Source organism: Paenibacillus sp. MY03 (genome assembly GCF_002165585.1).
Lineage (GTDB): Bacteria > Bacillota > Bacilli > Paenibacillales > Paenibacillaceae > Pristimantibacillus > Pristimantibacillus agaridevorans.
Genome location: NZ_MXQD01000008.1, coordinates 1 through 22,798, shown reverse-complemented (window position 1 = coordinate 22,798; position 22,798 = coordinate 1). Strand labels below are relative to the sequence as shown.

Annotated in this window: 16 protein-coding genes; all 16 read right to left on the bottom strand. The window is 52.6% G+C overall.

The annotated features are described in order from the left end of the window. Window positions 1-28: 28 nt before the first annotated feature. The gene (locus B1748_RS09255; RefSeq protein WP_087567617.1) at window positions 29-2,467 is read right to left on the bottom strand and encodes an alpha-mannosidase; all 2,439 of its coding nucleotides are present in this window, start codon (window positions 2,465-2,467) and stop codon (window positions 29-31) included. 13 nt (window positions 2,468-2,480) lie between these two features. Beyond that, on the bottom strand, window positions 2,481-3,491 hold the full coding sequence (locus tag B1748_RS09250) for a Gfo/Idh/MocA family protein (RefSeq protein ID WP_087567616.1): 1,011 nt from the start codon (window positions 3,489-3,491) through the stop codon (window positions 2,481-2,483). Window positions 3,492-3,518: 27 nt separating this feature from the next. Further along, on the bottom strand, window positions 3,519-4,160 hold the full coding sequence (locus tag B1748_RS09245) for a D-sedoheptulose-7-phosphate isomerase (protein WP_087567615.1): 642 nt from the start codon (window positions 4,158-4,160) through the stop codon (window positions 3,519-3,521). A 125-nt stretch (window positions 4,161-4,285) separates the two neighbouring features. Beyond that, window positions 4,286-5,158, bottom strand: a complete 873-nt coding sequence (locus B1748_RS09240; protein WP_087567614.1) for a carbohydrate ABC transporter permease — start codon at window positions 5,156-5,158, stop codon at window positions 4,286-4,288. Window positions 5,159-5,193: 35 nt separating this feature from the next. Then, window positions 5,194-6,126: an ABC transporter permease gene (locus tag B1748_RS09235; protein WP_087567613.1), complete on the bottom strand. Its 933-nt coding sequence runs from the start codon at window positions 6,124-6,126 to the stop codon at window positions 5,194-5,196. Window positions 6,127-6,146: 20 nt separating this feature from the next. Then, window positions 6,147-7,802, bottom strand: coding sequence for an extracellular solute-binding protein (locus B1748_RS09230; protein ID WP_087567612.1), 1,656 nt, complete (start codon window positions 7,800-7,802; stop codon window positions 6,147-6,149). Between the two features lie 148 nt (window positions 7,803-7,950). Further along, window positions 7,951-10,290 (bottom strand): helix-turn-helix domain-containing protein, encoded by a 2,340-nt coding sequence (locus B1748_RS09225; protein WP_087567611.1) that lies wholly within the window; start codon window positions 10,288-10,290, stop codon window positions 7,951-7,953. A 268-nt stretch (window positions 10,291-10,558) separates the two neighbouring features. Further along, on the bottom strand, window positions 10,559-12,868 hold the full coding sequence (locus tag B1748_RS09220) for a DUF4962 domain-containing protein (protein ID WP_087567852.1): 2,310 nt from the start codon (window positions 12,866-12,868) through the stop codon (window positions 10,559-10,561). Window positions 12,869-12,870: 2 nt separating this feature from the next. Next, window positions 12,871-14,994: a heparinase II/III domain-containing protein gene (locus tag B1748_RS09215; protein WP_087567610.1), complete on the bottom strand. Its 2,124-nt coding sequence runs from the start codon at window positions 14,992-14,994 to the stop codon at window positions 12,871-12,873. Further along, window positions 14,991-15,758 carry an SDR family NAD(P)-dependent oxidoreductase gene (locus tag B1748_RS09210; RefSeq protein ID WP_087567609.1) on the bottom strand — a complete coding sequence of 256 codons (768 nt, stop codon included), beginning with the start codon at window positions 15,756-15,758 and terminating at the stop codon, window positions 14,991-14,993. Before B1748_RS09210 ends, B1748_RS09215 begins: the two co-directional genes overlap by 4 nt. A gap of 17 nt (window positions 15,759-15,775) precedes the next feature. Beyond that, on the bottom strand, window positions 15,776-17,611 hold the full coding sequence (locus tag B1748_RS09205; protein WP_179215496.1) for a sensor histidine kinase: 1,836 nt from the start codon (window positions 17,609-17,611) through the stop codon (window positions 15,776-15,778). Next, window positions 17,611-18,651, bottom strand: coding sequence for a response regulator transcription factor (locus tag B1748_RS09200; protein ID WP_087567608.1), 1,041 nt, complete (start codon window positions 18,649-18,651; stop codon window positions 17,611-17,613). The genes B1748_RS09205 and B1748_RS09200 overlap by 1 nt, the downstream gene beginning before the upstream one ends. 129 nt (window positions 18,652-18,780) lie before the next feature. Continuing rightward, window positions 18,781-20,376 (bottom strand): extracellular solute-binding protein, encoded by a 1,596-nt coding sequence (locus B1748_RS09195; RefSeq protein WP_179215495.1) that lies wholly within the window; start codon window positions 20,374-20,376, stop codon window positions 18,781-18,783. Window positions 20,377-20,499: 123 nt separating this feature from the next. Further along, a complete protein-coding gene (locus B1748_RS09190) occupies window positions 20,500-21,372 on the bottom strand; it encodes a carbohydrate ABC transporter permease (protein ID WP_087567607.1) in 873 nt (290 codons plus the stop codon). An 18-nt stretch (window positions 21,373-21,390) separates the two neighbouring features. Then, on the bottom strand, window positions 21,391-22,362 hold the full coding sequence (locus B1748_RS09185) for an ABC transporter permease (RefSeq protein ID WP_087567606.1): 972 nt from the start codon (window positions 22,360-22,362) through the stop codon (window positions 21,391-21,393). Between the two features lie 6 nt (window positions 22,363-22,368). Next, entirely contained in the window at window positions 22,369-22,551 is a 183-nt protein-coding gene (locus tag B1748_RS09180) for a tautomerase family protein (protein ID WP_087567849.1), read from the bottom strand. Window positions 22,552-22,798: the final 247 nt, after the last annotated feature.

The following is a 22,798-nucleotide window of genomic DNA, read 5'->3' as shown; positions in this document are numbered from 1 at the left end:
TATCTCACGTCCTTTTTTCCGGCTTTGCCTACCCGCCAAGCGGCCTCTCGATCAAATCCGTTTCCACGACGGGTCGGTCGCCGTCCGCGGGGATGTAAAAGGTTTTGATCTCGCAAGGTCCAAAAGAGGATCGGATCTCCCGTCCCCAGTGCGGCAGCTTGATTAGCGCGACCGTCGACTTCTTAATGGTTTCGCGGCATCTTAGTATATAACCGCCGCCATCCTCCGCTTTCTTTAATGCGCATACCACGATAGTGGACTGATCGACGTCGATAAACGAGTTTCGCTGGGGAAGCCGCCCGTCATGGTACGATTCCACGACGGTTAGTGGCGGCTGATTGAGTTCAAGCGCCCGCTGAACGGTGCCTGCCCGTTCCCAGCTGCCGGGGTGGGGCAGCAAGGCGTAAGTAAACCGCTGTATGCCCTGGTCCATAAATTCGTATTCCTGCTCCGGATCCGGTTGTGCCGGAACGTGATGGGCATAGATCGGGCTTCGCAGCACGGTGAGCCCGATCGTCTCGTTGTTCATGCTGCAGCTGTGTTTGCCGTCGTTCATCAAGCTGATGCCGTACGCCGGTCCGTCCTTCAGCAGATAGCCGGAATAATCGACCCAGCTGTGCATCGGCTCTTCATCGCCGTTCGACTCGCGCACGATATGACCGTATGGCGTTTCATAGGTCGGTTTTACGCCTGCAAGCGCCACGGGAAACATCAGCTTGAGCATCTTGAACCGCTCCCGCCAGTCCACCTTCACTTTAACCTCGATTTGGTCCAAATCGCGATACATGCTAAAGTCCTGAACGAGCCTGGATTGTCCGTACATACTGACGACTCTTATCGTCGCTTTTACCGGGCCGGCTTCGAGCACTCTAATATCCGCCGCTTTAAATTGGCCGACCTCCTTATCGTATCGGAAAACGCCGTGACTCCATGTGTCGGAAAAATCCTCCAGAACCGCGGGCCGCGCTGCCGCTCCCGCGAATAGCTCCGATTGCAGCTTCTTGTCGTATAAAGAGCTGATCCAGCCCGTATCCGGATCGAATGCCAGGCGGAACTTCCCGTTCTCCAGAGCATGCGGCTCTGCAAGCAACATGCCTCCCGGACGGGCTGCCGCTGTCGGTTTCGCGTTGGCGGGATCTGCGTACACCCTGTACACCCGGTATCCCATGGCAGGCAGGTCATCGACAAAGGCATAGCTAAAACGGCCGTTCGGGTCGGCGGTTGTCGAACTGGCCTGTCCGACCTGCACCTCGATGATCCGCCCGCTTTCATCCAACACAAGCGGCTTGCTTCCCATCGCCCCAAGCTCCAGCTTGACGGGCATCGTTCCCGACCACGAATGACCGTTGAACACGACGACGGGCTTCATGCCTTCTTCTTTGTCAATTCCGATATTCCACGACAACGACTGCAACGCGCCGTTTAGCCCGCGGCCCGCGATCGCCAGCGCTTCTCCGAATTCGTCACGGGCGTCATCGTAGGCCTCGCGTATGCTTGTTCCGGCCAATATATCGTGAAACTGGTTGAACAGCACGTTTTTCCAAGCGCGCCTGTAATCGTCCGGATACGGCAGCCCCGTCTCCTTCTCGGCAACGACGGCGAACAGTTCTGCTGCTGACAGCCGATTTTCCGCCCGCCGATTCCACATTTTGATGCCGGAATGGGCCGCGTAACAGCCTACCGCGTGATGCTGCAGATCATCATGCACAACCGGCAAAACATCGCCTCTTTCTCTAATCGTTTCGAAGAAACGGTCCGGCGAGCTGAACGCAAGCTCAGGCAAATCCGTCCGTTCATTCATCTCCACGATGCTTTCGATATTGGCGATCGTAGGGCCTCCCCCATGATTGCCGACACCGTAAAACATCATCAGGTCGCTAATAGGCTCGATCAGTTGCTCCGCCGTTCGCGCAACTCCCTGCTCAAGCTCTTTTCCCCAGCTTTCGTATTTATGAATAATCCGGAATGACATAACGCGAGAGCCGTCGTCCGATTCCCACCAGAACAGGGGAGCGGGCAACGACTTCTCATGCGGCATCGGCCTCATGAACACATAAGCGTCCAAGCCGCTTTTTCGCAAAATTTGCGGCAGCATGCCGGCGTGCCCAAAGCTGTCGACATTGTATCCGACGCTGGCCGTTTTGCCGAACTTCTCCATAAAATATCGCTGGCCCAGCAAGCCCTGCCGCACAAACGATTCGCCGCCGGGAATATTGCAGTCCGGTTGTATCCACCATCCGCCAACGATGACCCATCGTCCTTCGGCGACCCGCTGCCGAATTTCTTCGAATATGACGGGCTCATTGCGTTCCACCCATTCATACATCGCCGCCGAGCTGCAGGTAAATACAAAAAAATCAAATTCCTTCATCCGATCCAGCGCGGAGCGAAACGAAGCCTTCACTTCCTGAAAGCCTTCCTGCCAAGCCCATAGCCAAACCGGATCGATATGCGCATTGCCTATCATATGCAGCGTTCCTTTAGTCAGCTCTAATCCCTCCCGCCAAGGCGTCGGAAGGATATTGCAAACCCCAATCGGCCCGCAGGCGATCCATCGTCCGCATAATCGCAAGCGATTCCGCAAGCGGCATAATGTCGCTCTCCATCTTGCCTGCCTTGACGCAGCGCATTGCTTCGTTCGCCTCGTGCAAGGAGCCTCTCAGCTCCAAGGTATCGACGAAATTTTCCACGCAGCGTCCATGCAGGGTCAAAGTCGCAGACTTGGCCCTCCAAAAGTCGGGAATACGAATTTCGCCTTCAGAGCCCAGAATGACCGCCTCGTGTTTCGATTTCAAGCGGTGACCGGCCATAATGGAGGCCATTTGCCCATTGTCGTAACCGAACAACGCCGTAAAAACTTCGTCTACCCCGGTTGTACCGATCTTGACCAGACTTTGTATAGTATCGGGCTCTCGTCCCAGCACCATCGATGCAAAGGAAACGCAATATACGCCTACGTCAAGAAGCGTGCCGCCGCCCAGTGCCGGATCGAACAGTCTGCTGGAAGGATCCCATGCCGACATATTGCCGAAGCGGAGATCGACCAAGCCGATATCCCCGATCACTCCGCTCGCCAGCCACTCTCTCACTTTGGCAATCGCCGGCAAATACCGCGTCCACATCGCCTCCATCAAAAACACTCCGTTAGCCCGGGCCACATCGATCATCTCTTGCAGCTCGGCCGCGTTCATCGTAATCGCTTTTTCGCAAAGAACCGCCTTGCCCGCCCGCAGACATGACAACGCATCCTCCTTGTGCATCGGATGGGGCGTCCCGATATACACAATGTCTACTTCCGGGTCGCGGGCCAGTTCCGCATAGCTGCCGTAGGCGCGTTCGATTCCGTGCTTCGCCGCAAACGCCTCCGCGCGCTTTAGCGAGCGCGAACCGACCGCAACGATACGGGCTTCAGGCGCAAATCTTAGTTCCCCGGCAAATGTGTCCGAAATTTTCCCCGGGCCGAGAATTCCCCATTTCACTGCATTATCCATCTCCATCCCCCTTAAGTTTCAAAATGTTCAACCCTGAAGAAAAAAATAATCTTCCAGCATTATGCAAAGCGTATGATAGATCGGCAAATGCCGTTCCTGGACGTCCGGCGTTAAGTCCCATGGCACCTTAATGGCAATATCGCACAGGTCGGACATCTTGCCCCCGCTACGTCCCGTTAATCCGATCGTTATCAGCTTACGGACTTTGGCCGTTTGCAGCGCCCGAATGACATTGGCGGAATTGCCCGAAGTACTGATGCCCAGCAATACGTCTCCCGGCTGCCCGTATCCATATACCTGCTGGGCATATACCATATCGGCGGCCACATCATTTGCATAAGCGCTCGCCAAGGCGGAAGATCCGTTTAGAGAAATGGCGGGCAAGGCGCCTTGCAAATGATCGCTCAAATAGTCGCCGTTCTCCGGAAATTGCGCCGAGAACGCCGACCGTACTTTTTCCGGCAAAGGTCGTTTCGACATAAATCCCTTCATAAGCTCACCGACGATATGATCGCAATCGGATGCGCTGCCTCCATTGCCGCACAGCAGAAGCTTGCCTCCTGCCCTGTAGCTTGCCGCGATAGTGTCGGCGGCAGCGGCGATATCCGCCTCGCATTCCGCCAATTCAGGGTATTTACTTATTAATTGGATTAATGAATAATGACTCATAAAACCCGCCCTCCCGTTAATTTCGATCAGTATTTTCATGAATAATCATACTATAACTTATTCATTAAGATAACTGGATTATAGCAGATAGGCCGCTTTGTTGTCTATGGGGTGCACGGGTGCGGTTATCCCTTTACGGCGCCAAGCATCGCACCCTGTACGAAAAAGCGCTGAACGAACGGATATACGGCCAATACGGGCAATATGGCAATAAATACGACCGCGTATTTCACGTTCAGTGCCATCACGGACATGCCTTCGCTGGTCCCCATCTCCGTAACCTGCGCGGCGAGCTCGCCCTGGATGACGATATTCCGCACAATAATTTGCAGCGGGTACAGACTTTTTTCGTTCAGGTAGATAAGCGCCGGGAAAAAGCTGTTCCAATGGGCTACCGTATAAAAAATAAAGATCGTCGCTATGACCGGCATCGACAAAGGCAAAATAATTTGCAGGAGCGTGCGCGCCTCCCCGGCGCCGTCCACAATCGCCGATTCATGAAGCTCATCCGGAATATTTTCGAAAAAGGTTCTCATTAAAATCAGATTAAAAACGCTGATGGCTGTCGGCAAAACGATCGCCCATATCGTGTTGACCATGTTCAGCGAATGGACCACCATATATCTTGGAATCAAACCTCCGTCAAAAAACATCGTAAAGATCACAAAAAAGGCAATGATCCCCTTGCCGTACAAGTGCTTCCGCGAGAGCGGATAGGCGCACATGATCGTCAGCGTCAAATTAATGAGAACGCCGAGAGAGGTATACAACAGCGTGTTTGCGTAAGAGCGTAAAATCATAGGGTCGTTTAATACGATTTCATAGGCCTTCCAGGTCAAATCCACGGGAAACAGGTACACCTCTCCACGCTGAACGGCCAGACCGGAGCTGACCGAAACAATTCCCATGTAATAGATCGGATAAAATATAACAACTATTATAAGCAGCATCAGCAGGACGTTTAAGTAATCGAACCATCCCATTTTCCGTTTCAGCATGTCGTCCCTCCGTTATGGACTTTTTGAACTACCTCTTAAAATAATCTTGTTCCGTTTATTTTTTTGGAGAGTTGATTGGCAGAAACGATCAGAATCAACGAGATGACGGACTGGAATATGCCTACCGCCGCCGCAAAGCTAAGGTCGGCGTCGATCAGTCCCCTGCGGTATACGTAGGTTTGGATCACGTCAGCCGTTTCGTAGGTAGGACCGCTGTAAAGCAGCAATATTTTCTCGAAGCCCACCGATAGCATTTGTCCAATGGACAATAGCAGCATTATCGTAGCAACGGCGGAGATGCCGGGAAGAGTAATGTGCCTGATCTTGTGCCAGCGGTTCGCGCCGTCGATCGTCGCCGCTTCATAAAGACCGGGGTCGATGGCAGTCAAGGCTGCCAAATAAACGATGGAGCTCCAGCCCAAACCTTGCCAGATTTCGGAGCCGATAAAAATGGTACGGAACCAATCCGCCTGGGACAGAAACGTTTGCGCCGAGCCGCCGAACCAGGTAATGATTTCATTGATCAGTCCCGATACGGACAAGAAGTTGACCAGCATGCCCGCGACAACAACGGTGGACAAAAAGTGAGGCACATATGCAACGGTCTGGATGACGCGTTTGAACTTGCTCCCAATGAGCTCATTAACCAATATGGCAAAAATAATCGGAGCAGGAAAATAAAAAATAAGCGAATACAGATTAAGCAGCAAGGTGTTTCTAACGACCTTCCAGAAATACGGCTCAAACAGAAACTGTTCAAAATATTTGAAGCCGGCCCAGGGGCTGCCCAGCAGCCCCTTTCTGATCGAAAAATCCTGGAAAGCCATCAGATTGCCCAGCATCGGAGCATAATGAAAAACGAGAAAATACGAAATCGGCAAAACAAGCATGGCGTACAGAAACTTGCTTTTGTTCAGCTTTCTGCTGACCTGCAGCCAACCGCTGCTCGAAGCGCGCTCTGATGACATTCGGATCGACCTCCAGACTTTTACTTCGCTCTAGCCAGCGCGGTGTTATAAATTTCTACAATCCTTTCGGCGCCATTGCTGCGGCACTGCTCCAGGAAACTGTCCCACTCGTCCAGGCCGTTTTTGGTCATAATGAATTTATCCATGGTTTGCGTCAAATAAGCATCAAGCTTCGTTCTCAGCTTTTTCAGTTCTTCGCGCTCTTCTTGCGTAAAGGAAGGGTCGTAAGGCATTCTAAACGCCAGGCCGTCTTCAACCGCCTGAATGTTTTTGCGTGTCCATTCCTGCATCAATTCCGGCTGACTGTTCAAGTCGTACGTTGCGTCGTTATGCAGGGACAATCCCAAATAACCGGTACCAAGCTCGCTATCCTTAGCCAGATAAGGATTTGGAGCATCGAGGAACTTGCTGAAAAATGAATCGTTGATCTTAAATTCGCCGTTCTCCATCGTGTAATGCTCGGATTCGATTCCCCATGAAGTCAGCTTGACGCCTTCTTCGGAGTACAGCCAATCCATAAACTCGACGACTCTCTCCGGGTTCTTCACGTCGGCGCTGATTGCATACGATTCCGACAAATGATCCAACTGGTATAGCTCGCCCCGCTTGACGCCGTTGCCGTCTCCGCCTTCCAGCATCGGCAGCAAATCAAATCCGGCGTCCGGATCCTTCTCCTGAAGCGCCTTGTTGAAATTAACGCCAAAGCCGGTGTTGTCTTGATAATAAAAGGATTGTCCCGAGCTCAGCTTCTCCTGCCAAATTTGCGAGGTTGCCGTCGTGTAGTCCGGATCAAGCAAGTTGTTCTCGTACAGCTTGCGCAAGTAGGCAATGGCCTCTTTAAACGCTTCCGAGAAAGGCCCGAATCGATATTCTCCCGCATGAGGATCGTAATAAACCTTGGCGCCGTTTACGTTGGTATAACCGCTGCCAAAACCAAAGGCGATGGGATTAATCAAGTTTTCCGTACCGCTCAAGCCGTTTGCCGCGCGGCTGGCAAAAGGGTATGAGGACGGATATTCGCTTTTCAGCGCCTTTAACACTTCGTACAGCTCCTCATAGGTTGTAGGTACCTCCAGATTATGTTTTTCCAGAAGATCAACCCGAATGACAGGCACTTGACCGGATTGCGAAGCAGCCAGCTTTTGTACAAGCGGGAAGCCGTACAGCTTGCCGTCGATTTTATTTTTGTTGATCTCCGGCTTCTCTTCAAGCACCTTGCTGAAATTAGGCATTCGATCCAAATAAGGCGTAAGATCCAGGAAGATGCCCGAATCGGCAAAGTTGGACAAATCGTCCTGCTTTACCAACATAATATCCGGTGCGTTATTTGTTGCGATCAACGTTTTTTTCTTGTCTTCGTAATTACTTTGCGGAACGCTTTGCAGCGAGATGGTTACATTCGTTATTCGCGCAATCTCTTTGATAATCGTAGCGTCTTCCGGGAGCGCCTGATTCGGGTGCTCATAACGCATCCAGGTAAGCGTTAACGGCTCAGGCTCGGAACCTTTGCCGGAATCGTTCGACGCGCCGCCCGTTTCCTGAGGTTTTGCCGATGGCTCGTTTGAGCCGGCATTTCCGCCGGAGCAGGCCGCCGTGAGTCCCATCGTCATAATGACGCACATTGCGAGCATTAACCGGCTTTTGTTCCTTTTCAATCCTGTCGCATTGAAATTCATGTTTTGACCTCCGTTTTTTGTTGGTTTGGTTTACGAGCCTAGTGTAAGCCGGGATGCCTCTATGCCGAAAGAGCCAAAAGGGAGCATTGTGCTCCATTTCGGCTCCTTGTCGTTGACGATTCATTTTTCCACGTGACCAAAAAGGCCACTAATCGTGTTTTTGCCCGGCAGGACGGACATTTCTGTAATCCGTTGGCGATAAACCTTCATGTTTTTTAAAGACGCGGAGAAATGTCGTACGGCTGTTGATTCCGACTTGCTCCGCTATATCCGTGATTTTCATATCGGTGTTGACCAGCAGTTGCTTCGCCTTGTCCATGCGAAAGCCATTGATGTAATCGGAAATCGTGACGCCCGTCGATTCCTTGAACATGCGCGATATATATTTTGCCGAAAGCCCGATTTCATCCGCGATCGTCTCTAGGTAGATATCTTTGGCAAAGTGCAGTTCAATATATTGCGTGATCGAGGCGACAACCGCTTCGGTCTTACGATTTTCTATTTTCCCTGCTTCGGACTCGTCGATAATTCGCATATAAAAATCAAGAAGGAGGCCTACCCGCTCCTCCAGCTCATTGTTAAGCAAAGGTCCCCCGAGAGCCGTTTCTTCGCTGAGCGAGAGCAGCTTCTGACGGTTCATCTGCTTTTCGTTCAAATACCGGATGCCGGTATTCATCAGCTCTACAAGCAGCATGCCCATATACTTATAAGCGACATTGCGGCTCACGTTCATTTCGATCAAGTCCCGTACTTCCGCCTCCAGTTGCTCCCGGTTGCCCGCGCGCAGCACATTGACTATTTTTTTCTGGTCGGGGAACGAGTAGTAATAGGTGCCTTCGATCCTGATATCAATCGCGTCCACGATCTGAATGGACGAATCCCCGTCGATCCGGTTAATGACAGTAAGCGCGTCGTTATAGGATTTGCCCAGATCATGTACGGAATCGTACACCTTGCCAAGTCCGATTGTCAGCTCGCAATAAACCATGTCGTAGGCGAACGTGTTTTTAATATTGTCCAGCGCCCTGTTAAGCTGCGCACGGTCTTCCTGCGATTGAAGCTGGATCAGACAAACGTAAAAATTCTGTTCATGCTTAACCGTATAACAGGTCACGTATTGACGCATGATCCCCCAAAGCACGTTTTTAAGTTTATCCTGGATAAGCGCCCTTTCCGGCTTTTTAATTTCGCTGTTAAAGCGCTCTTTGTATTGGAACATAAAGCAGCAGCACAAGTATCTTCCTCCCTGGAAGCCGATTTTGTCCAGCATCTGTCTGGTCGTCCCCAGTTGAGCCGCCGGATTTCCGTTAATCAGCGTAATAAAAAAATGATCCAGCAGCTCGTTGGAATATTGATTCAACTGATTTACCGCTTCATTGTTTTGATTCATAAGCTGATAGATTCGATTGCCGATCATCTTTAATTCGTCATTGGAGCGGCGTTCGTAAACAGCCTTATCGCGAAGCTCGTTGCGGGTCAAAATATTGTGGATATTCCGTATCGGATTATATAAATGCACGCTGAAGACGAACGAAAAGAATATGCCGATGATCATCAGGCTGATGCATATCCAAATAAGCAAATCAAGAATTCGCTGCGATTCATGACTAAACGAAGCAACCGGCGTAATGGAATAATAGTCCCAGCCGAGGTCCTCCGAACCTGTCAGGATCACCAGCGAACGCTTACCGTTAACGGTTAGAAATTCCGCTTGCCCGGGCTCCGTAACCTCCTGCCGGATAAGGTCGATGGAAGCGTCGTCAACACGATCGTTGATGATCGAATCCTTGTATTGATCGAGCACCAGATAGCCCGTCGAGTTATAGATGGAATGACTTCGCAAATTTTGTTCAATCGCCCTGAGCGACAAGCTCGTTACCATCGTCGCCAATTCGCCGTTAATGTAACGCGTCGTCACGCTGGGAATGACCCGCTTACCCGTGTTCCCGTAATTTTTCATGACGGTAGCCGGCAATAGCTTGAAGAAGTCGCTTTTCTCCAATTGTTCCGACCAATAATCAGTGTCGTATTCGCTGCTGCGATAAAACTTTTCGAAAAATATCGGGAAATCGATGACTCCGTCGCCAGTGTATACCTTATCCTTGTCAATATACAGAAATATGCTTTCGATAAACGAGCTGTACGTATTCTGGTGCGCTCCAACCGCTCGGACAATCAATTGCATATTCATCTTGCCGGTATCGCCCAGTTCCGAGTAAGGCCGCAAATGCTGTTGAATAATGTCCCCGATCAGCAAATTGTTAATTGTAGAATGAGCCATGCCCAAATGCAAATCTATCGTTTGTATCGACGAAACCAAATTGTTCGCCAACTTCTGGGACACATCCCTTTCGGCAAGCCCCTTGACGTCGTTGTAAACATAGGAGCCGATAATGACAATCGGTACTAACAACGATAGAAAACATAATAAAATCTTTATAAACAACTTATTGGTGAAAGCGAGCCCGTGCGTCCGAATTCCGTTCACTCTTCCCGCCCCCTCCGCAAGACGGACTTCCCAGCTTTTCCGCCCTTATAATTTAGTCATTAAATTAATTGCGAATACGACCGCCTTGAATTCCCTGCAGTCGAAATGATAAACGCTTGCAAAGTTTAATATCCTTATATTCGCTTATTTCAGCCGTAAATTCAACAAAAACATCTCTTGTCCATTAGCGGAGGGGCGTTAGACGCAAACAAGGTCCAAGCCTGGAAGCTTGAACCTTGTTTGTGTTTTACACGAGAAGTGATCATAGTCAATATCCTTTGGCAACCTCTATCATTCGAGTGATGCCGGTCTCATTAGTGAAGTAAAGATGTACGCCATGCCCTTGGTCATCCATTATGCTCGAAACGAAATTGGTGTCGCCTTTCTTTCTCGGTACGAGCAGCGTAACGAGCCGATGGCTCTCTGCCTCCGGGGTCTCGGCATGCAGATGCCACTGCTTCGGCTGACCTTCGTATTCGGCCGGATCCACGTCCGTGAACTCGTCATGCTGCGTGAGCCCCAGATGACCCGAAGAGCAATAGACGAACCGGACATCCATATCCGCCTTCTTTCCCTTCACAAGAAATGAAGCTCTCGACAGCTCCATCTCATATAGAGTATGCATCAGCCACTCTATTTTCCCCTTCCGCTCCAGATCGACATAATCGACAATAACGAAATACGATTGGTCGAACCAATAAATCTCTCGAACGAATCGCTTAAGATAAGGGACATTCTCCTTGTACGCTGCCGTGGCGTCGCATCGGCTGTAGCCGTGATCCGCGCTGGAACGGACCTCCTCCACGACGCCGGACGCCGCTTTGCAGAGCGCTTTGTTGTCGCCGGCGTATTGACCCTGACCATCGATTAGTAGACTATTCGTCGATCTGGTCAGCCGCCGCCAATGCTTATGCATCGTGCTGCCGAAGGCGACATAATAACCGCTCTCGATAGCCAGCGGCTCTCCGTACGCATGCAGCAAGAAGGCGTTCTGATCGCCATGGCTATGGCTGATGGAGCCGTAGCCGCTGCTCTTCGTCAGCAGCATAAGATGCTCCGAGGGATCGTCCATCCGATCATGCATCGCGACCCAGCCGATATCCCGGAACCACTTCACAGGTTCTATAACGCCGTTTTCCGGAAGGATGGGCTCCACCGCAGGATTGTCGTGCAGATACTGTAGATTGTCGAATCGGAAGTCCCACCAGCCGTAGTTATAAAATTTTGAATCGGGATCGGGATCATTATGTTTGGTTTGCTCATAAAACCATTGATACAGACCATTGCCCGTCACTCCGGCGAACTGCCGGATATTGTAGCCCGTCTTCAAAATCGGAGGTTCGCCCAATGAAGACTGATCGCCAAAGCTTGCCCGCACGGTATCCGGGCTGGAGCAATAAAGCGGGAAGTCGCCCGTCCGCGCAAAGAAAGGCCGTTTGTAAAGATCTATGCCGCTGTAGCTTTTAATGAGATTAAGCGCATCCGTCACAAATGCCATGCCGGTCGTCCAATACATCGGACCTTCCGCCCAGCCTCCATCCTCTCCCCCCCATGGGGAGTAGAGGCAAGAGAAATAGTCCAGAGCGTAATCCAGCCACACCGCCGCCTCCGGCACTTCGTGAAGCAACGCGATGCAGGCGGGGACAAGCACGGAGGACAAGGATCGGACCGCATGGCTGTCGAACGGCACCTGATGAATCTTCGACCTTTCAATGACATGGAAGGCGACCTGACGCGTGCGCGCAAGCAGCGCCTCCCGAACCAGCCGGCGCTCTTCCTCCGTCATCTCGTCGTACAGCCAATCGTACCCCCAAGCCAATGCTCCTGCCACGCGAAACGCCGCTTCGTCGTTGTAATCCCGCGATGTCGTCCCTTCGGCATCCCACAATGCGGCATGGAGCAGCCACTGCTTTGCACGGGCCAATAGAACATCATCCTGCAAGATAACTCCGGCAACGCTAAGATGGCGGATGGCGTAAAATATTTCCTGACAGTCGATGTACATCTTGCGCCACAGATGCGCGACACGTTTGTTGCCTGGGTAGGGGGAGGGCTCCGGGATAAGGTCCCGCGAAAGCCAAGGCTTCACTGAACCTTCGTAGAACGTATCCCAGCCGCAATATGCGGCATCCTCTGCGATACGGGACCGAAGAGCGGCGACGCCGTCCGGACTCTGCCATAATCTTGGATGCGCACCTCCAGTATGCGCGTATCTGACCGATCGTGCAGGCAACGGCGTCTCCGGCAGGCCTGATTCCACTGCAAACGATCGGACCTTGCTCCAACTGCTCGCTCTATCGCCTCCATCGGAGTCTTGAGCCAGAGCGTAACGCCAATAATAAGTGCCGGGAGACAGCGGCGCATCCGGCGTGAACAGATTGTATGGAATAGGATGAAATTGGGTCGTCTCACGGTCCGCGAATTCAGGCGAAGAGGATAGCTGGAGGACGTACGTTCCGCCTTCCGCAAGGGCCGGCATCCAGGTAAAACGAGGCGGATTCTCCAGCAGCTTCGTTCCTTCTTGCGGCGAATACGGCACCGACAATACGCCGCTCCGCGGCTCGAACAGCTTGATCAGGTTCAAATGTCCGTCTCCCCTTCCTTTAATCCATTTTCCGTCAGCTCATACGTCCGGCAACCGGCTTCCGTAGTTATGACAAGCACACGATTTCCGCTGTCGGAGCCATTGTCGTTGTTGCTGCTCCACCGGATCTCAGCCCGTTCGGCGCCGGTGCGATAGACGGCCACCAAGTCTATGGACGTGCCAACATGACGCACCATAACACCGTTCATGGGCACGCTGGGATCCGTCGCAATGCCAGGCGACTCCACTTGCCACAACGTTGATCCCGAGGGGAACAACAGCGAGATGGAAGCCATACGATCGTCTGCGCTCATCCCGGCATCCGAGCGCTCGCCGGTCAGTCGTATGCGGAATGAAGCGTATTTGTATTCATCGATTCCGCTCGCCGCTTCTGAACGAAGCTTGCCGATCCCTTTTATATACTGGTAACCGTCTCTATCGCCTAAGGAGACAGACTGCTCCATACGCTCCCAATGGCTCTCTTCCCCCGCAGCCTCCGGCTCCCCGAGAAAGTGAAACCACCAGTCCAACTCACTCTCTTCTTGCAGTCTCACCTGCATCCAATCAATCACATAATCCGAGACGACCGCTACATGACGCTTCAACTTCGCATCTTCATAGGCGTCGTCCGCAGCCATACTTATAAATGTGCCTACGCGGTCATGGGCGCTGTAGCTCAGACAGCGGCCCGCGGTCTCGTTCTGCGATCTCCGATTCACGCTGACGGTATTATGGCATGGCGTGGATGGGTACCAGCCCTTTTTAAGCTCGGAGCCGTACGGAACGGTTCCAGGGTCGGGAGACAGCGGCAAACCCGCCAAGCTTAACATGAGATTAAGTTTGTCGAAATGCCCGTGGGAGCCGCCATGCGGTCCATAATCGACGAGAGCGCTCAGCAGATTATCGGGATGCCTCAATACCGCGAAGCCGCTGTCCGGCAGCAGGCAGGAACGTCCTCCCGGCTCATTAACCTCAGCTTTATTGGGGAGAACGGAATCAGGACCCCAAGGATATCCGTAAAGCATGTATTCAAGCCCGTCTCGCTGTCCGCTCTCGGGATTTAACTCCTTATAATAGAAGGCAAGAATTCGTTTGTAGTCCGGTTTGCGATATTTCGTATATCCGATTTCGAAAATTTCGACGATTTCGCGGCTATAGGGAGTTCTCCCGTATGGCCCGTCATGCAGAGCAGGCAGCCACCCCCGTTCGTCGGCAAGTTTCGTCAGAACATCCAGCATCCCTTCCATGCTCCGCGCGCCTTGCCCGCGAATCGCATAAAGATCGATGCCGAATCTGGCCGCCATCTCCGCGGCTATCATATACGCTCGCAACACGAACACATGATAATAGACGCTGCCTTCGAACTCCAGCCCGTCGGCCTGGACGGCAATCTCCAGATGGTGGAGCAGACCGCCCTTTCGCTCCAGCAGCGAACGCAGCTTTACCTCGTCGCCGCTTGCAGCGTAAACGCAGCATAAAGCCGCATTTAACCAGGCCGTATAATTATTCTCCGGCTGATTTCTTTCCACAGTCAAAATATGATGGTATTGCTCCATGCTGCTTCCGAGCATATCCAAAAATTTGTTAAAATCGTCTTGCCCCGTCTCCACATCCAAGCCGTTGTCCTTGAGCAGCACATAGGCTCGCAGCAGCGTCGTTGCCCAGATCGCTTCCGTCAGCGCCTGATGGAAGGCGCGTCCTTTGAGCATCCAGGGCTGAGCGTCCGGATGGACGGGATATAGCGGGAACTGTCTCGCATAGGCGACGATGATTCCCTTGCCGTAATCGCCGTACCGGCGTTCGCCCGTTGCCGCAAACACGGCAGAGGCTTGCAACGCGAACCTTGCCATCGCCTGGTGCCGGAAGACGAGCCACGCTCCATGGTAAGGCTCGCCCTCCAGCACACAGCCTTTGGGACATTCATATCGTCCATCGTCTTCCTTGAGCTCATCAAACAGCAGCTCCGTATGATGCACCGGACAGACATATTGATGCCACCAGCCGCCAGGCTCTGTCGGAATTTCCGGATTCGCCGCCATAATGGCATCCAGCTCGGAGACAAGCCGACCCAGCGTGTCGTCCTTTTTCCCTTCTCGCAGAAACATCTTCGGCGCGCTCATCGCATAAACATTCCGCCGTTGATCTCGATCGTCTCGCCAGTTACGTAAGCGGACAGCTCGGAGACGAGATACAGCACGGCGCCGGCGACGTCGCCCGGCGTTCCTTCCCTGCGCAGCGGTATGCCCTGCACCGTCGCTTGTCTCGCGGCATCCGGCGTAAACGTTGCGTGGAAGGCCGTTCCTCCAATAAAGCCCGGCGATATGGCGTTGACAAGAATGCCGTCGCTCGCCGTCTCCTTCGCAAGTCCCTTCGTATAGGACAACACTGCCGCTTTGCTCGCCGCGTAAATGGACGCGCCGGGGCCGCCGCCGTTATGGGCGGCAACGGATGTCATATTGACGATTCTGCCTCCGCCGCTTGCCTTCATGCCGGGAAGAACGGCTTTGCTGACGAATACGGTGCTCTTAAGATTGACGTCCATCACTTTGCCGTACAGCTCTTCCGTCATTTCGGCATTTGCCAGCCGCTGCACGAGATGCCCGGCATTATTGACCAGAATGTCAATGGAACCTCCGAATGCGTTCTCGATCTTGGACACCAACCGACCGATAGCTTCAACATCCGTTACGTCGGCCTGGAACGCCTGCGCTTTCCCGCCTAGCGCTTCGATCTCGGCGACCGTCTCTGCCGCGCCCTGTTCGCTGCTCAAGTAATTGACTGCTACCTTCGCTCCGTGTTTGGCGAGCTCCACGGCAACGCCTCTTCCGATTCCACCGCTTGCCCCGGTTACCAATGCAATCTTGCCTGTCAAATCCATGTTCATGTCCCATTCTCCTCCCGTTATCTCCCTTTGTTAAGCTCGCGAGGCATCACCATCGTAATGACGGTGCCTTGACCTAACGTGCTGTCGATCTCAATGCCGTAATCGTCTCCATAAACCATCTGGATTCTGCGATGTACGTTCAGAATGCCGATGCCGCCGCGTCTTCTGGTCTGCTGCGGCTCGTCATCGTCAGCCAACCGATTCTCCTTCAGCCGCTGCCGCAGCTTCGCCAGCCGTTTCTCGGTCATCCCTTCCCCGTTATCCTCTACCGTGACAAGCAATCGATCGGACTCCAGTCGCGCATCGATGCGGATGGCATGCTGCGGCTCGATTCCGTTCGGGAAAGCATGCTGAAACACGTTTTCCACGACAGGCTGCAGCGTCAGACGCACCATTCTCTCGAGTAGCAGCGATGGCTCCAGCGCAACCTCCAGCTCGAATTCTCTTCCGATTCGATGCTTGAGTATAATCAAATAATTTCTGACATGATTGAGCTCGTTGACAATGGTGCTCTCCTCCAGATTCGTCTGGACGGAATAACGCAGCATAAACGCCATTGCCTCTACGATCTCCGATATATCGTCGGAATCCTGTACGATCGCGTAACAATTGATCGTCTCCAGCGTGTTGTACAGGAAGTGCGGATTAATCTGCAGCTGCAGCGCCTGAAATTCCGCCTTCTGGCGCTCCAGCTGGATATCCTGAAGCTCCAACTGCGCCTTCTGTCCCTTTAGCTCCGCGTCGTACACCCGCTCGATCATCTCCGAGAGGCGGCCGACCATCAGATTAAAGCTATGGACGAGGCCGCCGACTTCATCTTCCCGACGCTTTACCTGCACCGTCTGCCAATTGCCCTTCTCCGTCTCGCGCATGCCGTTCATGAGCGTGCGTATGGGCTTTACGATAGACCGACCGAAGCGCAGCGCGAGAAATAATGCAATCGCCAGTGTCAGCAGGCCGACTCCGATCGTTGTCGTGCGAATCGCCGAGATCGGCGCGCGCAGCTCCTTTAAAGGCATTGCTATTGCCAGACTCCAGCCGGAGTAGTCCGACCTTCGGGAGACGATCATTTTCTCCTCCCCGCCTACGTCCGCTATAAATCTTTCTTCTCCACCGTTTACGATCCGTCCGGGAGTGGCCGTCGCCAGCAATTGTTTCATCGGCTCCGTATCCGGCGCGTAGACGACCTCGCCCTGGCTGTCCAGAATAAAGAAGAACCCGTTTTCGCCGAGATCCATCTGTTTCCATAACTGAGTCAACTGCTCCTCGTGGAATTCGATGGCGAGCACGCCCTTAATATTGTAGGAGGAATACCCTCTAATTTTGCGGGTCACCGTAATGACCTTCCCGGAATCCTTCTCCAGCAGACTCGTGCTTAAGATCGAGATTCGGCCGTTATCCTCCGTCTTCCCGTTCAGCTCCTGCAGCCGCTCCGACGTATCGACGCTATGGGACGAAAAACCTTGATTGCCGTCAAAGATGGAACGCCCGTGATACCCCAAAATATAAATCATATTGATTTGGGTCGGGTACGTAATATGAATTTTGTTAAAAATATCTTTCCGAATCTCGTTCGTGAACTCGTAATACGCGTAGCTGTCCCCTGGCGTCATATCCAGAAATTTCTTCACTTGCTGCTGCGACAAAATGGAATCCGTCACGCGCTCGAACGTCTGCAGCTGGTTGTCCGTCTGCATGGACGCGCTGTTAATGACCGTCGTCAAATATTTCTCCACCTGCTCGTCGATCGCCCTGGACGATTCCACGTACGAGAAAATGCCCACCATGGACATCGAGAACAGAATAAGCACAAAAAAATAAAAAAACAGCTGCTTCGATAAGCTCTTGCGCATCAGTCGATCCCCAGCATGTCGCGGTATTCGGATGGCGTGCAACCCGTCATCCTCTTAAACGTCTTTGTAAAATGGGGGTGATCCGCATAGCCGACCTCGTGCGAGATGTCCGTAATCTTGTAATGAGGCAGCGCCAGCAGCTTCTTGGCCCGCTCCATCCTTCGCTTGATCCGGTATTGCACAAATGTCTCGTCTGTCATCTGCTTAAACAACTGGCTGAAATAGGATGGATTGAGGCCGAGACGATCCGCTACGTCCTCCAGCGTCAGCTCCTTGGATAAATTCTGCTCAATGTATTGTTTCACTTCCTCGACGGGATCCTTCACGTTGCCGCGGCGCTTGCCGCGAATCAGCTTCATCACATCGTCCAGCTCTGCCCTCATCCAGCGGAAGCTGGAATCCGGTCCGGGCTCCGCTTCTTCCGGCCCAGTCGGCTCCGGGAAGTTGTACACATCGCGTTTGTTCAGGTTTTTGACCAGCTTGAGCATGACTTCATACAGCATGTCGCGCAGTTGAACGGCCGAGATGGACTGCTCCTCGCAATATTGCCTTATGCGCCCTTCGGCGACCGATCGGGCCGAATCGTCCAGATGCCATACCGCTTCCTCCAACTGTTCAATCCATGCTTCCTGCTCCGCCATCGGGATAAAGCCGATGGAACGTTTGGCGGCCATCCCGGCAATCAGCTTGCCGATCGTCTCAGCCACGCCGTGGCGCGTAACCGGCTTCAAAATATATTCCTTCACGCCGTACGAGACGCATTTCTGCGCGTATTCGAAGTCGCTGTAGCCCGAGACGACGACAACGTCGATTGAACTGTCATTTTCGCGTATATGCTTGCACAGCTCCAACCCGTCCATTCGGGGCATCCGTATATCGGTAAAGACAAAATCCGGTCTGTTCGCCTGGATTCGATCAAGCGCGTCGGCTCCGTTCTCCGCCGTCTCCACGATCACCTCTGCTGAGGCGGTCTGGGAGATAAGCTTCTCCAATCCTTTGCGAATCATGGGCTCGTCGTCCACAACCAGGATACGATACATGGAACATCCCCTCTTCTCTGCTTAGTATGCTTTCGCGAACGGGCGGAGGATGGCAAGACGCCCTCCAGCTCGGCACGGTGCCGGGCTGGAGAGCCTTCTGGCTGGCGGTAAGCGGGTTACCCCTTCCTCCTATTCGAACGCGTTCTCTTTGTTATTGTAACGCTCCGTCGCTTCTTTGATAATATCCGCTCCGCCTTTGGATAGATACTCCTCCAGCACTTTGTCGTAGGAGTCGATGCTGTCCTTGCCGTAGACGATGCGAAGAACTTGTTCCAGGATGAGCGGCGGCATTTCGTCGGACTTCGGATTTAGATCCGGGTTCTGCACGAGCGCTTCCAGACGCGGGTCGAACTCGATGGCGCTGCGTCCTTCCTTGGACAACATGTTGTCGAAAGCGTCGATCATTTGTTTGCCGGATTCGGAGAGCGAGGACACGCGTTTATTATACGTTGTGTCCTGAATCATCCACAGCCAACCGTTTAAATACCGGAGCTTGTCGGTGCCTTCCGTATCCGTCGGCACTTCGAACTTGGCCTCTCCGCCTTCTACCTTGTAGTCGTCGCCTTCGATGCCGAAGCTGAAGAACAGCTCCGCTTTCTCGCTTACCATCCAGTTGAAAAACTTCACGATGTCCGCCGCTTTGTCTTTGGCCGCCGCGTTGATGTAGAACGAACGAGTGACCGGGTTGTAGTGGGCATACCCGCCTTTCCCATCCGTTCCTACTGGAGACGGGATAAGGGCAACCTCTGCATCCGGCACGTTGTTCTTGAGCTGAGCGCCCCAGATCGGCAGTTCGTTGGCATTCATCGACCACATGCCGGCTTTGCCGCTTGTGACGTTGCTGCGGAAGTCGGTGCTTTCAATCGTAGCGAATTCCTTGCTGATGAGTCCTTCGTCGTACATCGTTTTGTAGGTCTCGATCGCTTTTTTCATGTTCTCGGTATCGAAGAAGCTTGGTTTTACCTGTCCGTCCGGGAACAGCTTGAATTGGTTCAAATAACCGAACACGTCGTAAGAGCCGAAAAATGTATCAGCGTACTTAAAGTTCTGACGTCCTGCAAACGGCTGCTCGACGCCGGCAGCCTTAAAGGCGCGAAGCACGTCGAGCGTCTCTTCGACCGTAGTCGGAATTTCTTTGCCGACTTTTTTGAGCAGGTCAGTTCGGATCCAGGTTGCGCGGCGGGACGGGTTCGACAGTACTTCGGGAATGCCGTAAATATTGCCTGACTTGGAATCCGTCATCCGGTCCCATGCCTCTTGCGGAATAAAGTTCAGCAGATCCTGGCCATGCTCTTTAAGCAGATCGTTCAGCGGGAGGAACACGCCGTTCTCTACCGCGCCGGCCAGCTCCGGGCCGCTGATGCCGCCGCTGCCTTGCACGACGTCCGGAATATCGTTTGTCGCGAACATCTGGACCATCTTGTCTTGATATTCGTTATGCGGGATGAGGCGGATGTCCAGATCGGCATTCGTCATCTCCTCCAGCTTTTTTACGTACTTGTCATCGTTGATGTTGGGATGTTTTTCGACATACGCTACGTTTAGCGTTCTCATGGAAATCGAAAATTTAACGGGCTCCTTGGGTTTTTCCACCCCGGCGTTCGTGGAGGACGGCTTTTCCGTGGTTGTGCCCGTGTTGGAGCTCCCTCCGTTGTTGCCGGAGCATGCGACCAGCATGGCGAATGTCGTCAGCAGGATACCGGCGCGAGTCATGAATTTGGTCATTGTTTACCCCTCTTTTCTTAAAGTTGTTGGTTTTGCGCTAAAGCGCTTCCAAACTCATTACCAGTATATTGGGTTCGCTTCGGGAGTCACAATGGACTGTCTTTGTGTCGGCTTGTCGTTTTTTTAGGACTTTATCGAACCGATCAGCATGCCGCTGATAAAAAACCTTTGCAGAAACGGATAAAGCATAATAATGGGCAGCGTAGCGACCAGAATGACGGCCATCTGCACGCCTTGCACGGATTGCGACGTCACTTCGAACGCCAGATTGCCGGTATCGGCAAGATCGTCCGTAATGAGCAGCTCACGCAGCTTTACCTGAAGCGGGTACAAGCTCCGGTCATTAATATAATACAGCGCATCCATATACTTGTTCCAGTTCGTCACCGAATAGAAGATGCCGACCGTCGCCAAAGCGGGTTTGGACAGCGGCAGCACGATGCTCCACAGTGTCCTTGTTTCGCCGCAGCCGTCGATCCGCGCTGCATCGATAATTTCCGTCGGCAGCTGCGCGAAGAAGGAACGAAGCACGAACAGGTTGAACGCGCTGATCGCCGTCGGCAGCATAAGCGCCCATAACGTATTCGTCAAATGAAGCTCGCGCATCAGGATGAACTGCGGAATAAGCGGCGCGCTAAAAATCATGGTCAACAGAATCAGAATGAGAAGCAGACGGCGTCCAACGTATTCCTGCCGCGAGAGCGGGTATGCGAGTGTGGATGTTGCCGCCAGGTTAATGGTCGTACCCACTACCGTAATATAAACGGAGATGGCGAACGCGCGCCAGATGGACACATCCTCGAATACATATTTGTAATAATGCGTCGTAAATTCGACAGGCCAGAACATGACCTCGCCGCGGTCAATTGCTCCTCCGCTGCTGAGCGATTGCGCGATGACGTTCATAAACGGCAGGAACATCGTCAAGCCGAGCAGCGTCAGAAACAGATAATTGGCGATCAGGAATATCTTCCTGCTTACGCTTGCGTGTCTCACCTCGTGGTCACCCCTTCGTTAGTACAGTGATTCTCCGGTCGCTTTCTTGCTGAGCGTGTTCGCGATGAGCAGCAGGAACAGGCCGACTACGGATTTAAACACGCCAATCGCCGTTGCGTAGCTGAATTGCAGCTGCTTGAGGCCGGCTTTGTAAATATACGTGTCCAATATTTCGCTATTGCGGATGTTAAGCGGATTCTGGAAGACGAACACGCGCTCGAAGCCGTAATCCAGGAAGTCGCCGATCTTGAGCAGGAACAGAATCGTTATGACTGGCAACAGTGCCGGGATCGTAATGCTGAGCGTCTGCTTCCAGCGTCCGGCGCCATCAATCTCCGCCGCTTCGTACAGATCGGGATTGATGCCCGCGAGCGCCGCCAGATAGATGATCGTACCCCAGCCGACATCGCGCCATAATCCCGAGCCTACGAGTACGCTCCGAATGTAGGAGTCGTCTCCAAGGAAGTAGATGGGATCGATGCCGAACCAGCCGAGCACTACATTAAGAACACCGGATTCCGGCGACAGAATGCCGACGAAGATACCGCTTACAATTACCCAGGACAAGAAATGCGGCGCGTACATAATCGTTTGGATGATTTTTTTGTAAAGCATGAGCCGTACTTCGTTCAGCAGCAGCGCGAGGATAATCGGCGCGGTGAACGCGAACAGAATGTCGTAGATGCCTAACAACAGCGTATTCTTTAAAATGTTGAGGAAGTCGTAATGCGAGAACATCCGCTCGAAGTGCTTGAGCCCCACCCACTTGCTGCCCGTTATGCCGGTAAACAGATTGAAGTCCTGGAAGGCTATAACGGAGCCCATGAGCGGTACGTACTTGAATAACAGAAAATAAAACAACCCAGGCAATGATATGAAATACAACGCCTTATACTTCCACATATAGCCCAGCAGCACGTGGCCTCCGCCCGCTCTTATACGAGGGGATGGCGCTGCTCCCGCTCCTCTAGGTTCCAGCTTACTGGCCATCCTTCTTCACCTCTTGTTCCTCAGATTAGCAGGCGCATTGTCGTCGATCGGAATTTCGTTAAACTCGATCGTTATAAATGCTGGTTCTCTCTCGATGATACGCGACAGCTCCTTCGTGAACACTTGGACAATCTCTTCTTTTTGATCGTCCGTACGCCCTTCGTACATGCGGATTGAAATATGCGGCAAGCTGAGCCCTCCGTTTCGATAGTAAAGTTGCAAGCTGATTTGTTGGTTCACCGGCATACCTTTATCCTACGGAGATGACGTTCATCGGACAATGGAATGGCTTTGCGGAGCTTGTGTTTTTTTTAGGTCGGGGAAAGTTCGGGGAAATAATGAAACAAAAACTTGACCTTTTATCGGGTCGTGTGATATATTATTTTCTGTTGGCGCATTCAACATATGCGGTCGTGGCGGAATTGGCAGACGCGCT

Excerpts from the sequence above, each read along its gene's own strand:
- B1748_RS09200 (WP_087567608.1), bottom strand. The coding sequence starts at position 18,651 with ATGTATCGTATCCTGGTTGTGGACGACGAGCCCATGATTCGCAAAGGA.
- B1748_RS09255 (WP_087567617.1), bottom strand. The coding sequence starts at position 2,467 with ATGATAGGCAATGCGCATATCGATCCGGTTTGGCTATGGGCTTGGCAG.
- B1748_RS09215 (WP_087567610.1), bottom strand. The coding sequence starts at position 14,994 with ATGAGCGCGCCGAAGATGTTTCTGCGAGAAGGGAAAAAGGACGACACG.
- B1748_RS09230 (WP_087567612.1), bottom strand. The coding sequence starts at position 7,802 with ATGAATTTCAATGCGACAGGATTGAAAAGGAACAAAAGCCGGTTAATG.
- B1748_RS09245 (WP_087567615.1), bottom strand. The coding sequence starts at position 4,160 with ATGAGTCATTATTCATTAATCCAATTAATAAGTAAATACCCTGAATTG.
- B1748_RS09250 (WP_087567616.1), bottom strand. The coding sequence starts at position 3,491 with ATGGATAATGCAGTGAAATGGGGAATTCTCGGCCCGGGGAAAATTTCG.
- B1748_RS09195 (WP_179215495.1), bottom strand. The coding sequence starts at position 20,376 with ATGACCAAATTCATGACTCGCGCCGGTATCCTGCTGACGACATTCGCC.
- B1748_RS09185 (WP_087567606.1), bottom strand. The coding sequence starts at position 22,362 with ATGGCCAGTAAGCTGGAACCTAGAGGAGCGGGAGCAGCGCCATCCCCT.
- B1748_RS09240 (WP_087567614.1), bottom strand. The coding sequence starts at position 5,158 with ATGCTGAAACGGAAAATGGGATGGTTCGATTACTTAAACGTCCTGCTG.
- B1748_RS09210 (WP_087567609.1), bottom strand. The coding sequence starts at position 15,758 with ATGAACATGGATTTGACAGGCAAGATTGCATTGGTAACCGGGGCAAGC.
- B1748_RS09235 (WP_087567613.1), bottom strand. The coding sequence starts at position 6,126 with ATGTCATCAGAGCGCGCTTCGAGCAGCGGTTGGCTGCAGGTCAGCAGA.
- B1748_RS09205 (WP_179215496.1), bottom strand. The coding sequence starts at position 17,611 with ATGCGCAAGAGCTTATCGAAGCAGCTGTTTTTTTATTTTTTTGTGCTT.